We start from the raw sequence: 13,893 nt of genomic DNA on the forward strand, positions 1-13,893 counted from the left end.
TCTTCCACTGGCTTAACAGAATGTGACATTGGTAAACAGCTGTTAAGCCAGTAAGTTAACAACCTCTCATCTCTTGTTTTGGCTGCATACTATACTGCGGTCAAGTTTTGTTATTTTTTAAATAAAGGCAGTTATCGTGACGACGACACAACAACTCGCCATAGAACTTAAGCAGATCGACAAACGGTTTGGTGCTGTACATGCCAACCGCTACATCGATTTGAAAGTTCCAAAGGGCACAATACACGGCATCATCGGTGAGAATGGCGCAGGCAAATCCACTTTGATGAGCATCATCTACGGTTTCTATCACGCTGATGCGGGAGACATGTGGGTTGATGGTCAACCTTATAAGCCAGCCAATTCTCAAGAAGCCATCGCAGCCGGTATCGGCATGGTCCACCAGCATTTCATGCTAGTGGAAACCTTTACCGTTCTAGAGAACATTATTCTTGGCGCAGAAGAAGGTTGGAAACTGGGTGAAACAATAAGTACGGCTCGTGCCAAACTTGAAAAAATCGCCAATGACTACGGTCTAGAAGTCCCACTAGACGAAATTGTGGGTGATCTTCCAGTTGGTCTTCAACAGCGTGTTGAGATCCTAAAAGCCCTCTACCGTGGCGCAAACATCCTTATTCTTGACGAACCAACCGGTGTGTTAACTCCACAAGAAGCGGACCATTTATTCCGTATCTTGGACAAACTGCGCGCACAAGGTACAACGGTCATGATCATCACGCACAAACTGCGTGAAGTACTCGCCATTACGGATAATGTTTCTGTGATGCGCCAGGGCGCTATGGTGGCTGATGTTGTTACTGCGGAAACCAACAAAGAACAGTTGGCGGAGCTAATGGTTGGTCGTAAAGTTCGCCTGAAAATTGACAAACAAGAAGCGTCGCCAAAAGAAGCATTAATCAAAGTAAACGACCTTAGCTTTATTGATTCATCAGGTGTTGAGCGCGTGAAAAGCGTCAACTTTGAAGTAAAAAAAGGTGAAGTACTTGGTATTGCCGGAGTATCTGGTAATGGTCAATCGGAAATCTTAAGTTTATTGGCTGGCATCCTCACGCCATCGTCGGGCCAAATTGAACTCAACGGCCATGCTATTGACTCTGAACGCCACCTAGACCCTGCGCAAGTTCGCCAAATTGGTGTGGGCCACATTCCAGAAGATCGCCACAAACAGGGTTTGATCAACAAGTTTGAGGCCAAAGAAGCTTATATCTTAGGCTTCCACAATTTGCCTGAATACAACAGCGGTCTGCTACAAAACAAACAGGCGATAGAAAGCGCCTGTCAGGCGAGTATGGATAAGTGGGATGTTCGCCCTAACAACCCAAATTTGAAAACCGCCAACTTCTCTGGTGGTAACCAACAAAAGCTGGTTATCGCACGAGAAATGGAACAAGACCCAGATGTTTTGCTAGTCGGTCAGCCGACACGTGGTGTGGATATCGGTGCTATTGAGTACATTCACCAACAAGTCGTGGCGGCTCGTGATGCAGACAAAGCCGTACTGCTTGTCTCGGTTGAACTGGACGAAATCCTTGCATTATCTGACCGCATTATCGTGGTATTTGACGGCAGCATTGTAGGTGAAGTCAGCATCAAAGATGCTGATGAAAAAACCTTAGGCCTTATGATGGCCAACATCATGCCAGATCATCTCAAAAACCCTAGCCAAGGAGCGCAACAATGAGTCAACCAAAGGTCCCGGCTTGGGTCACGGTAGCCTTGCTACCAGCAATAAACGTCATGGTGGCGTTTTTAGTTTCAGCATTGCTGTTTATGTATATCGGCATTAGTCCTGTCGACGCCGCTAAAGTCATGTGGACGGGTGCATTTGGCTATGCTGAAGGTTTTGGTTACACCCTCTATTACGCGACAGGCTTTATTTTTACTGGTCTTGCCGTTGCAGTAGCGTTTAAAGCCGGTCTATTTAACATCGGTGGTGAAGGCCAAGCTTATATTGGCGGACTAGGGATTGGAATCGTCTGTCTTACCTTAGGCGAATACGCACCTTGGTATGTGGTCTTCCCAGTTTCGGTGATCGCTGGTGGTCTATTTGGTGCCGCTTGGGCATTTATTCCTGCTTACTTGCAAGCGAAGCGTGGTTCACACGTGGTTATCACCACCATCATGTTTAACTTCATTGCCGCTTCTTTGATGGCCTATTTGTTGGTCGATATCTTGAAGCCAGAAGGAACCATGGCAGCGGAAAGCCGCGTTTTTGCTGCCAGTAGCTGGTTACCAAAAATGCATGATGTTCTAGGTGTGTTTGGCATTGAAATGGCGTCTAGCCCACTAAACATTAGCTTCATTTTTGCATTGCTGTGCTGTGTGTTTGTGTGGCTGTTAATTTGGCACACCAAATGGGGCTATGAAATACGTGCAGTAGGCTCTACTCCGTCAGCTGCACAGTACGCGGGTATCAAGTACACCAAGATCATCGTAGTCTCGATGCTAGTTTCTGGCATGTTGGCAGGCTTCTTTGGTCTCAACGTTCTTCAAGGTGAATTGCATCAGGTGAAGTTGAACTTTGTAGAAGGTTTTGGTTTCACTGGTATTGCTGTTGCCCTTATGGGACGTAATCATCCAATTGGCGTTCTTTTGGCAAGTTTACTGTTTGGTTTCTTGTATCAGGGAGGTGCCGAGCTCAGCTTTGAATATGGTGTTGACCGTAACATCATCGTCGTCTTACAAGGTCTCGTAATTCTATTCTGTGGCGCACTAGAACATATGTTCCGACCACGACTAGAAAAAGCTTACCTAGCCTTTGTTAAGTCAAAATCTAACAGCGAAGTTCAAGGAGCATAATCATGTTTGAAACTATAATCTTGATGCTCGACGCGACATTTCGCGTAGCGACTCCACTTATTTTGGCCGCATTGGCAGGCATGTTTTGTGAACGTGCCGGTATTGTAAACATCGCACTAGAAGGTAAATTATTGGCAGCGGCATTTGCTGGTGCAGCGACGGCTCACGCCACTGGCTCCGCATGGCTTGGTTTATCTGCTGGTATTCTGGTCTCTGTGTTACTTTCTTTGCTACATGGCTTTGCAACTATTACGCACCGCGGCGATCAGGTTGTAAGTGGTATGGCAATTACCGTACTAGCAACTGGACTTACCATCACCCTTGGCCGCCACTGGTTCCAGCAGGGTGGTCAAACCCCGAGTCTGTCTGGTGATGCGCGTTTTGCCCCGATTAACCTTCCGGGAGCGGAAGCACTGCAGGATGTACCTGTACTTGGCCTGCTGTATTCAGAGCTAATCAGCGGTCACTCCATCATTGTTTATATGGTGGCGTTCATTGTGCCGGCCTCATGGTATCTATTGTTTAGAACCCGCTTCGGTTTGCGTTTGCGTGCCGTAGGTGAATCTCCAGCTGCTGTTGATTCAGCGGGTATCTCTGTTGAGAAAATGCGCTACCTTGCGGTTTTGGTGTGTGGCGTACTCGTTGGTATCGGTGGCGTTTACCTTTCAGTGGCACAAACAGCTCAGTTCATTCCAAACATGAGTGCAGGCAAAGGCTATATGGCGCTTGCAGCTCTGATCTTTGGTAAGTGGCGTCCATTCACTGCGCTAGGTGCGTGTCTGCTGTTTGGCTTCTTAGATGCTCTGGCAATCCGTTTGCAAGGTGTGACCATTGGCGATTTCCCAATTCCAACTCAAGCAATTGATGCCCTACCGTATGTGCTAACAGTATTCCTTCTGGCAGGATTCATCGGTAAAGCGGTGGCACCAAAAGCGATTGGTGTGCCTTATGTCAAAGAGCGTGAGTAAATTACTCAGAAGCTAAGGAAGCGCATAAATTAAAAATGCCACCTAAAAGGTGGCATTTTTGCTGTTTGATTTCTTTTTCTTACTTTTACAGAGCACCCTTTGCAGAGCACCGCTTAAAAACAGTGTGATTACTGCTCTTCGCGCTTAAAGACTAAATCTGTCTGCGTCGATTCGGCTTCATCGAAGTAGTAACCGGCAACATCAAAGTTGGTCAACTCACTCACCGATTTGACTTTATTTTGAATAATGTAACGCGCCATCATGCCGCGTGCCTTTTTCGCATAAAAGCTAATCACTTTGTATTGGCCGTTTTTGCAGTCTTTAAAAATTGGCGTGATAACTTGTGCATCAAGAGACTTAGGTTTAACTGCTTTAAAGTACTCGTTACTGGCCAGATTAATTAAGACGTTATCGCCTTGCTCTTCAATCGCTTGATTTAGCGCGTGGGTAATATGCTCACCCCAGAATTGGTATAGATTGGTGCCTCTCGGGTTGGCTAACTTGGTTCCCATCTCTAGTCGATAAGGCTGCATCAAATCAAGTGGACGCAACAAACCATACAAGCCAGATAGCATGCGTAAATGTGACTGCGCATACTCGAAGTCTTGTTCTGAAAATGTCTCAGCTTCAAGCCCAGTGTAAACATCGCCTTTAAACGCCAAAATGGCCTGACGAGCATTCTCGGTGGTGAAAGTTTCTTGCCACTCTTCAAAACGCGCGACGTTCAGCGCTGCGATTTTATCGCTCACCTTCATTAACTTAGCAATGTCAGCTGGTGTGAGTTTACGACATTCTTCGATCAGCTCTTTAGAGTGAGCAATCATAGTCGGTTGGGTGAAGTTTTGCGTCGCCAGTGGCGATTCATAATCGAGCGTTTTGGCAGGAGAAACCACAATCAGCATGACATTACCTTTCTAGTTATCGATTTTCGAGATTATACCCAAGTAACCTCAAGATGCGAGGCTCAGCGAGAGTTAACTGGCCTTCAGACTAGGCATCGATTTGAAGCTATAGTCATTCTACATCGAGAATCGATAACACAGTATGAAGGTCAGTTAAACTCGCCCTTGGGAGCTCATATTCTGTCCCATTTCTTCGTCAAAGAACTTGGAAAGGACCTGTCATCCCGCTGTGTTCTCTTCCTTGAACTGAACCAGAATATGAAGCTCTGATTCCTGTATCTTGAGGTCACTTGGGTATACAGAGTACAAAAAAAGCAATACAGTGTCTGCATGGCTTAATCTATTAGTACGATAACTAATACCTAATGAAGCAAAGAAGAGTTACCGCTTAGCAAAGGTAAAATCGACCTTTTCCTTTTCTGGTTCCACAATCTCTTGCGACCAAACTTCTGGTTCCAATTGAGATTTAAGTTCAGGATACTGCTCGGCATTAAAGGTCGGTATCTTGCCCGCATCAAGTTGTGCTTGATAATCTTTGGCTAGTTTCACCACCACGCCAGATAACAGCAAAATAGCAACTAGATTGACGATAGCCATCAAACCCATCGAAATGTCAGCAAGTGACCACACGACTGGTAAAGAAGCGAGCGAACCAAACATCACCATCATCAGTACCAAACATCTGAACAAGAACAAAAGAGGTTTATTTTTTCGCTTTAGGAAAATCAAATTCGTTTCAGCGTAAGAATAATTGGCAATGATTGACGTGAAAGCAAACAGCAAAATGGCAATCGCAATAAATACGCCACCCCACTCTCCAACTTGAGCCACAACCGCTGATTGAGTCAGTTCAATCCCGGTCAGCTGGCTATTAGGTACGTATTCTCCTGATAGCAACACAATTGCCACGGTTGCACTGCATATCACTATGGTGTCGACAAACACGCCGAGCATTTGCACATAACCCTGAGATACTGGGTGTGGAGGGTATGGCGTGGCCGAGGCTGCCACATTTGGGGCCGATCCCATCCCAGCTTCATTAGAGAATAGTCCGCGTTTGATGCCATTAATCATAGCTTGTGCAATGGCATAGCCTACACCACCCGCTGCGGCTTCTTGTAGGCCAAAAGCGGTTTTAACAATCAATATCAGCACATCGCCAACTTTGTCGATATTCAGCAAGGTGACGAATACCGCCAATAGCAAATAAGCAATGGCCATCACAGGTACAATCAGTTCAGCGGTTTTAGCGACGCGCTTCAACCCACCAAAAATCACAAATGCAGACAGCAATACAATTAAAACGCCGACCTGTTGCTTAGAGAAACCAAAGGCGGTGTGCATAGCACTGGCGATAGAATTCGACTGAACGGCGTTGAACACTAACCCAAATGCTATAATCAACAGAATTGAAAAAATGATGCCCATCCAGCGCATGCCCAGCCCACGTTCCATATAATAGGCCGGACCACCTCGGTAGTTTCCATTGTCATCTTTGGTTTTATAAAGCTGGGCTAACGTGCTTTCGGCAAATGAGGTTGCCATGCCCAGCATTGCAATCAACCACATCCAGAAGATTGCACCTGGCCCACCGGCAGTCAAGGCAACAGCAACACCAGCCATATTCCCGGTTCCAACTCGAGCGGCTAGGCCTGTACAAAGAGCTTGAAAAGAAGAAATACCAGATTGGTCAGAAGCGCGGCTCTTGCGCAAAATCGCGAACATGTGAGAAAAGTGACGGAACTGAATAAATCCCAGGCGGACAGTGAAATAAATACCAACACCTACTAACAGGTAAACCAGTATTGAACCCCACAATAAATCATTGAGAAGATTAATAATATCTGTCATCTCAGCCTCTTTAATATTGGCTGATGATCACGTCCCTGTCACGATCAGCGTGTAAAAACAGCTGCCGATAATGCCGCGCCAAACCAGATAAATCAACCAACGACCATTTATTCATCTACACACGTCTATTTTTAGGCCAATTTGTTGCTGCTCGGTTCTATTTTGTGAACTTGGATTCACTTCTACATAAAAAGCTTCATCGATGCGTAACAAATGAGAAATAAATCAAAGTTAGCCTTGGCTACTGATGGTATTTATCCATCAGGTACATGAGAAGAGAGGTCAGTTATGGAAGGCATAAACTTTGAAGACTCTATGGACATGAACATGCCCAGAACCCGTGCCGCTAGAGCCAAACCGGTCAAGCGTAAATGGAGAGAAATTGAAGCGATCAAAGATCGTCAGCGCTTACAAAAAGAATTGATGGACATGGACATCGGGCTAGACAACCTCGATGACCTCGACCTCTAGCTCAAATTAATTAAGGTATTTATACAGGGTGCAGTGAGCACCCTGTTTTGTAATCAGAATTAAACACTCTTTCTAAATACACTCTTCAGCGGTTTGTTTCACTCTAGTTGCAATCTGTTGATACTGCTCAGCAATAGTGTCTCCGAACACGGGATCGTCTTCGTTTTCTTGCCATCGATTTTCCACTTCAAGCCAGTCTTTATCTGTGAACGTTTGTTGAATCTTGGGTAATACGTTCTTTTCTTCTACATCCAAATGCTGTTTTTGAATTCGAATAAAATCTTCTAATTGCTCCACAAACACTTCATGCGGTACCACTGCATCGGCCAAGATCATTTCTAACGTAATCAAAAACTCGCTGGTTTTATTCGCTAGCTGGGTATGTTCATGTTCGAGGTTTTCCATGGTTTCATGATCTGGATAGTGCTCGATATAGTAGCGGTAAAGAATATCTTCTTTTGGGTGATGGACTCGCTCTGAGTGATTGGATAGGTAATCAACCACTTCGCGAATTACTTCATAGTTGACGTCTTTTTCTTCCTTGAGAGCTAGCAGTTTTTGGCGTAATACCACAAGCATACGCACCATATAGCTGTGTTCGCGCCTTATGCGTTCAATCATCATGACACTGTCTCCATTTTCATCCTGTACATAAAGTGTACTAGACCAAAATCGCGGCCAAATTGATTTTGGTCGAAAAATAGACAGTTATTTTTGTCTTAATGAGAGTATTAGATCAGATAATCCAACTAGAGTGTTATTACTTGTTAGGTAAATGCCAATCAATCGGTGTTCGGCCTTGATTCACCAAATACTGATTCGCTTGTGAAAATGGACGACTACCAAAAAAGCCACGATGGGCTGACAAAGGGGATGGATGTGGTGCAGTTAGCACGCAGTGTTTTTCTCTATCAATATGTTTGCCTTTTTTCTGTGCGTGAGCGCCCCAAAGCAAAAACACAACTTGATTGTGGTGCTGATTAATTGCATCAATCACTCGGTCAGTAAACAACTCCCAGCCAGTCGATTTTGCGTGAGAATGTGCTTTTCCTTCCTCTACGGTGAGTACCGTATTCAGCATAAGTACCCCCTGCTCAGCCCATGGAAGCAGATATCCATGATTTGGAATCGAAAAACCTTCAATATCCTGAGCTAACTCTTTGTACATATTGACCAACGAGGGCGGTACTTTGATGCCCGGCAGAACTGAAAAACACAAACCATGAGCTTGCCCTGCACCATGATAAGGATCTTGCCCCAAAATGACGACTTTCACATCCGAAAAAGCGGTGTGTTCAAATGCACTAAACACTTGCTCCTTAGGTGGATAAATGACCTTACCGTTGGATCTTTCATTATCTAAAAAAGATAACGTTTCTTGAAAATATGGCTGGGCCTTCTCTGGCCCTATAACGTCTTGCCAAGTGAGATCTGTCGACACCTTTGTTTCTCCAATTAGTGAGCACACACAAATAGACTCAAAAAATGAGTTTTTTCAATAATGTGCTGAAGTCGAGCTTATTGTGCCCAAAGCAGATTGGAGAAACAAAACTTTCTATCTTGTTTGCGGTGTACGGTGATGCCCAGGTCCTGTGATATGACGATTGGGTACCGGTGTGCGTTTTGGTGTACGTGTATTGGTATTTGCTGGCATAACAACCTCCAAATTCATCGTTGTGTCACCATGACAAGGTTGATCATGAAAAAATAATGCCAAAGATCTACAAATTTTGAGAAAAAGCGCAAAAACCCCATTCATGTACAACATACATTTCGTGCAACTAAAAATATTTTAATATTTTTAAAATATTTTTGATTTATATATTTCAAAGATTTACACCCTAATTACACAAAAAACGAGCAATAAACCACAAAAATATTAGTGGCATAAGCCAACAAATCACTATAAATTCTAAGGAGATAAAGGTTCTTTTAACACATTCAACCATTTCGGAGTTTTGTCATGCTACAAGGAATTCAAATTACTCAAGCCGCCAACGACAACCTTATCAATTCGATTTGGCTAATCGACACTGATACAGAACAGGCACGTTGTATTGCTGCCAATCAAGGTTTCAAGGCTGATGACGTATTGCCAGTTAGTGATCTTGGTGAATACCAAGCTCAAGAAGTAAAAGTTGAAACCGCACCAAAAATTGAAGGTGGCCAACACTTAAATGTTAATGTTCTTAAGCGTGAAACGTTGGAAGATGCCGTTGAAAACCCTGAGAAATACCCTCAGTTGACTATCCGTGTTTCAGGCTATGCTGTTCGTTTTAACTCGCTAACTACAGAGCAACAACGCGACGTTATTGCTCGTACCTTTACCGAAACACTGTAAAAGAGTTCGTCTCCACACGTTCAAGCGCCTAACGGCGCTTTTTTGCCTCTTGAAATCAAGATAAAGATTAGAACGAAAAAAAAGCCCGCTTTGAGCGGGCTTTTTAGTAGATTTCGCTTATCTAAAATTAAGCGTTAGTGATCTTTGCGTGTAGCTCTTGTACCGAGGTAACCGACGCTTTGGCATCAGCGGTATGTCCCATACAAGTTGCAAAACCTGCGTTTAACGTTGTGGTGTAATTCACTTTCTCAGCAAGTGCGCCACGACGTAATACACGAGAATCTTCAATCGCTTGACGACCAGAAGCCGTGTTTACGATGTAGGTGTATTCATTATTCTTGATACGGTCAAGAATATGAGGACGACCTTCGTGTACCTTGTTTACCAAACGCGGGTTAATACCAGCTTCACCCAGTGTAACTGCAGTGCCGTGAGTGGCGTCTAATTGGTAGCCTAGCTTGATTAACTTAGATGCCAAGTCAACTACGCGCTTCTTATCACCTTCACGAACAGAAAGCAGTGCACGACCACCTTCAGGATAAACGTTACCACAACCCAACTCTGCTTTAGCGTAAGCTTCAGCAAATGTCGCACCAACACCCATCACTTCACCCGTTGAACGCATCTCAGGGCCCAATAGTGGGTCTACACCTGGGAACTTGTTAAACGGCAGTACTACTTCTTTTACAGAGTAGTATGGTGGAATGATTTCTTTAGTGAAGCCTTGCGACTCTAAAGATTGCCCCGCCATAACTCGAGCGGCGATTTTCGCTAGAGGTGCGCCCGTTGCTTTTGAAACAAATGGTACGGTACGCGCAGCACGTGGATTAACTTCAATCAAGTACACTTCGTTGTCTTTAACCGCAAACTGCGTATTCATTAGACCACGTACACCCAGCTCAAAGGCCAGCTTTTCTACTTGCTCACGCATTTTATCTTGGATTTCTGCGCTTAACGTGTAAGCCGGCAATGAACATGCTGAGTCACCTGAGTGAACACCCGCTTGCTCAATGTGCTCCATAATGCCGCCAATAACAACGCGCTCTCCATCACAGATAGCGTCGATATCAACTTCCGTCGCGTCATCAAGGAAGTGGTCAAGAAGTACTGGTGACTCGTTTGAAACACTCACTGCTTCGTTAAAGTAACGACGTAGATCTTGCTCGTCGTAAACAATTTCCATCGCACGGCCACCCAATACATAAGATGGGCGAACAACCAGTGGGAAACCAATTTCTTTTGATTTCTCTACCGCTTGCTCAATCGTCGTTACGGTTGCGTTTTCTGGTTGTAGCAAGCCTAAGCGTTCTACTGCAGCTTGGAAACGCTCACGGTCTTCTGCACGGTCAATCGCATCTGGGCTAGTACCAATAATCGGTACACCAGCTGCTTCTAGCGCTCTAGCCAGTTTAAGTGGCGTTTGGCCACCGTACTGTACGATAACGCCTTTCGGCTTTTCAACGCGAGCAATCGCGAGTACATCTTCCAGTGTCACTGGCTCAAAGTACAAACGGTCAGACGTGTCATAGTCCGTCGATACTGTTTCTGGGTTACAGTTAACCATGATGGTTTCGTAACCGTCTTCACGCAACGCAAGAGAAGCGTGAACACAACAGTAATCAAACTCGATACCTTGACCAATTCGGTTAGGACCGCCACCAAGTACCATGATCTTGTCTTTGTCTGATGGGTTTGACTCACATTCCTCATCGTATGAAGAGTACATGTAAGCGGTATCAGAAGAAAACTCAGCTGCACACGTATCAACGCGCTTGTAGACAGGGTGAATATCGTGTTGGTCGCGCACTCGGCGAATTTCGCTTTCGGCTACACCAAGCAACTTAGATAGGCGAGCATCAGAGAAACCTTTACGCTTCATCTTGCGAAGAACATCAGCGTTCAAGCCTGCAAAGCCGCCTGCTTTCACTTCTTCTTCTAGTCGAACCAGCTCTTCAATCTGAACTAGGAACCAACGGTCAATTGCCGTTAGGTTAAATACGCCGTCTACCGATAGGCCTGCACGGAAAGCATCTGCAACGTACCAAATACGCTCAGCACCTGCTTCTTTAAGCTCATGACGGATGGTTGATAACGCGTCTGGTGAATCTAGGTCGACCATCTCATCAAAGCCAGTTGCACCGACTTCAAGACCGCGTAGTGCTTTTTGTAGTGATTCTTGTTGGTTACGACCAATGGCCATTACCTCACCAACCGACTTCATCTGTGTGGTTAGACGATCGTTTGCACCTGCAAATTTCTCGAAGTTAAAACGAGGAATCTTGGTTACAACATAATCGATGGTCGGTTCAAATGATGCTGGAGTCGCACCACCAGTAATGTCATTTTGAAGCTCATCTAATGTGAAGCCAACTGCCAGTTTTGCCGCAATCTTAGCGATTGGGAAACCCGTTGCTTTAGAGGCGAGAGCAGAAGAGCGAGATACACGTGGGTTCATCTCGATGATAACCATACGGCCATCTTTCGGGTTGATACCAAACTGAACGTTTGAACCACCTGTTTCTACACCGATTTCACGAAGAACCGCTAGCGATGCGTTACGCATCAACTGGTATTCTTTGTCTGTTAGCGTTTGAGCTGGAGCCACAGTGATTGAGTCACCAGTATGTACACCCATTGGGTCAAAGTTTTCGATTGAACATACGATGATGCAGTTGTCCGCTTTGTCGCGAACGACTTCCATTTCGTACTCTTTCCAACCAATCAAAGATTCGTCGATAAGTAGCTCGTTGGTTGGAGATAAGTCTAAACCACGGCGACAAATTTCTTCGAACTCTTCTTTGTTATAAGCGATACCACCACCAGTACCACCCATGGTAAATGAAGGGCGGATGATACATGGGAAGCCAACCATATCGAGAACTTTGTAGGCTTCTTCCATAGTTTTAGCGGTATCAGCGCGAGGACACTCAAGGCCAATTGATTTCATCGCTTTATCAAAGCGAGAACGGTCTTCCGCTTTGTCGATAGCATCGGCAGTCGCGCCGATCATTTCGACACCAAATTCTTCTAGAACACCATGCTTTTCTAAATCAAGTGCACAGTTAAGTGCCGTTTGACCACCCATTGTTGGTAGAACCGCATCTGGGCGCTCTTTTTCGATGATCTTACGAACCACTTCCCACTGAATTGGCTCAATGTAAGTTGCATCGGCCATGTCTGGGTCGGTCATGATGGTGGCTGGGTTAGAGTTAACCAGAATAACTCGGTAACCTTCTTCGCGAAGTGCTTTACAAGCTTGCGCGCCTGAGTAGTCAAACTCACACGCTTGACCGATAACAATCGGACCTGCACCTAGAATCAGAATACTTTCAATATCAGTACGTTTTGGCATTATCTACGACTCCGAAATTACGCGCGGTGTTGTTCAATCAATTCAATAAAGTGGTCAAAAAGCGGTGCCGCATCGTGTGGACCTGGGCTGGCTTCTGGGTGACCTTGGAAACTAAATGCTGGCTTATCTGTGCGATGAATGCCTTGCAATGAACCATCAAAAAGCGATACGTGAGTTGCACGTAGGTTTTCAGGAAGGCTCTCTTCATCTGCTGCAAAACCGTGGTTCTGAGAAGTGATCATCACTACATTACGGTCAAGGTCTTTCACTGGGTGGTTAGCACCGTGGTGACCAAACTTCATTTTTACAGTCTTTGCACCGGACGCTAGCGCGAGAATTTGGTGCCCCAAACAGATACCAAAAATTGGCAAACCTTTTTCTAGGAACACCTTAGTCGCTTCGATAGCGTAATCACATGGTTCTGGATCACCCGGTCCATTTGACAAGAATACGCCGTCTGGATTTAAAGCTAGCACATCTTCAGCTGGAGTTTGCGCAGGCACAACAGTCAAACGACAGCCACGGTCAACCAACATGCGCAGAATGTTGCGTTTCGCACCAAAATCGTAGGCAACTACGTGGTATGGTAATTCACTGTCAGCTTTCGCTTCGGGCAATCCGCCTGTCAACGTCCATGAACCTTGTTTCCACTCGTAGTTTTCTTTAGTAGAAACTACCTTTGCGAGGTCCATACCTTTCAAACCTGGAAACTCTTTCGCTTTAGCAAGCGCTAGTGCTTCGTCTAGGTTGTCACCCGCAACGATGCATCCATTTTGTGCACCTTTTTCACGCAGTAAGCGGGTTAACTTACGCGTATCAATTTCGGCAATTCCAACAATGTTTTGAGATTTTAAGTAATCAGATAGAGATTGTTGATTACGGAAATTGGAAGCGATAAGGGGAAGGTCGCGAATCACAAGGCCTTGTGCATGAATCGCTGTAGATTCTTCGTCTTCGGAGGTGGTTCCGGTGTTGCCAATGTGAGGATAAGTGAGAGTTACAATTTGCTGTGAATAGGAGGGATCAGTGAGGATTTCTTGGTACCCCGTCATCGAGGTATTAAAAACGACTTCTCCAACGGAAATGCCATCGGCACCAATTGATTCTCCGCGGAACACTGTCCCATCTTCTAGGACTAGCAGTGCTGACTTACTCAAGACGACCTCCAGAATAAATATGCGTAAATTT

Annotated in this window: 11 protein-coding genes; 5 read left to right on the plus strand and 6 right to left on the minus strand. The window is 45.1% G+C overall.

Annotated features, from left to right (window positions below):
* Nucleotides 1-136 precede the first annotated feature (136 nt).
* From ACXAFJ_RS10715 to ACXAFJ_RS10725, 3 genes are read left to right on the plus strand one after another with little or no spacing between them, the layout of a single operon-like run.
* A complete protein-coding gene (locus tag ACXAFJ_RS10715; protein WP_475323332.1) occupies nucleotides 137-1,702 on the plus strand; it encodes an ABC transporter ATP-binding protein in 1,566 nt (521 codons plus the stop codon).
* Complete coding sequence (locus ACXAFJ_RS10720; protein WP_475323333.1) at nucleotides 1,699-2,820, plus strand: ABC transporter permease; 1,122 nt, start codon at nucleotides 1,699-1,701, stop codon at nucleotides 2,818-2,820. The genes ACXAFJ_RS10715 and ACXAFJ_RS10720 overlap by 4 nt, the downstream gene beginning before the upstream one ends.
* Nucleotides 2,821-2,822: 2 nt before the next feature.
* Complete coding sequence (locus ACXAFJ_RS10725; RefSeq protein ID WP_475323334.1) at nucleotides 2,823-3,788, plus strand: ABC transporter permease; 966 nt, start codon at nucleotides 2,823-2,825, stop codon at nucleotides 3,786-3,788.
* 128 nt (nucleotides 3,789-3,916) lie between these two features.
* Here the strand turns inward: ACXAFJ_RS10725 and yaaA are convergent, their stop codons facing one another.
* Together yaaA and ACXAFJ_RS10735 are read right to left on the minus strand one after the other, a co-directional pair.
* The gene (yaaA, locus tag ACXAFJ_RS10730; protein WP_475323336.1) at nucleotides 3,917-4,690 is read right to left on the minus strand and encodes a peroxide stress protein YaaA; all 774 of its coding nucleotides are present in this window, start codon (nucleotides 4,688-4,690) and stop codon (nucleotides 3,917-3,919) included.
* 381 nt (nucleotides 4,691-5,071) lie between these two features.
* A complete protein-coding gene (locus ACXAFJ_RS10735; protein ID WP_475323337.1) occupies nucleotides 5,072-6,541 on the minus strand; it encodes an alanine/glycine:cation symporter family protein in 1,470 nt (489 codons plus the stop codon).
* 288 nt (nucleotides 6,542-6,829) lie between these two features.
* On the opposite strand from ACXAFJ_RS10735, the gene ACXAFJ_RS10740 reads away from it, so the two are divergent.
* Nucleotides 6,830-7,012 (plus strand): DUF3545 family protein, encoded by a 183-nt coding sequence (locus ACXAFJ_RS10740; RefSeq protein WP_475323338.1) that lies wholly within the window; start codon nucleotides 6,830-6,832, stop codon nucleotides 7,010-7,012.
* 72 nt (nucleotides 7,013-7,084) lie between these two features.
* On the opposite strand, the gene ACXAFJ_RS10745 is transcribed toward ACXAFJ_RS10740, so the two are convergent.
* Complete coding sequence (locus ACXAFJ_RS10745; RefSeq protein ID WP_475323340.1) at nucleotides 7,085-7,636, minus strand: hemerythrin domain-containing protein; 552 nt, start codon at nucleotides 7,634-7,636, stop codon at nucleotides 7,085-7,087.
* 136 nt (nucleotides 7,637-7,772) lie between these two features.
* Nucleotides 7,773-8,453: a uracil-DNA glycosylase gene (gene ung / locus ACXAFJ_RS10750; protein WP_475323341.1), complete on the minus strand. Its 681-nt coding sequence runs from the start codon at nucleotides 8,451-8,453 to the stop codon at nucleotides 7,773-7,775.
* A 522-nt stretch (nucleotides 8,454-8,975) separates the two neighbouring features.
* On the opposite strand from ung, the gene grcA reads away from it, so the two are divergent.
* Nucleotides 8,976-9,353, plus strand: a complete 378-nt coding sequence (gene grcA, locus ACXAFJ_RS10755) for an autonomous glycyl radical cofactor GrcA (RefSeq protein ID WP_475323343.1) — start codon at nucleotides 8,976-8,978, stop codon at nucleotides 9,351-9,353.
* Nucleotides 9,354-9,480: 127 nt separating this feature from the next.
* Here grcA and carB read toward each other — a convergent pair whose 3' ends face one another.
* The gene (gene carB / locus ACXAFJ_RS10760; protein WP_475323345.1) at nucleotides 9,481-12,705 is read right to left on the minus strand and encodes a carbamoyl-phosphate synthase large subunit; all 3,225 of its coding nucleotides are present in this window, start codon (nucleotides 12,703-12,705) and stop codon (nucleotides 9,481-9,483) included.
* Nucleotides 12,706-12,722: 17 nt separating this feature from the next.
* Nucleotides 12,723-13,862 (minus strand): glutamine-hydrolyzing carbamoyl-phosphate synthase small subunit, encoded by a 1,140-nt coding sequence (carA, locus tag ACXAFJ_RS10765; RefSeq protein WP_475323346.1) that lies wholly within the window; start codon nucleotides 13,860-13,862, stop codon nucleotides 12,723-12,725.
* Between the last annotated feature and the right edge of the window lie 31 nt (nucleotides 13,863-13,893).

This window comes from Vibrio sp. ABH4_348 (assembly GCF_056159765.1).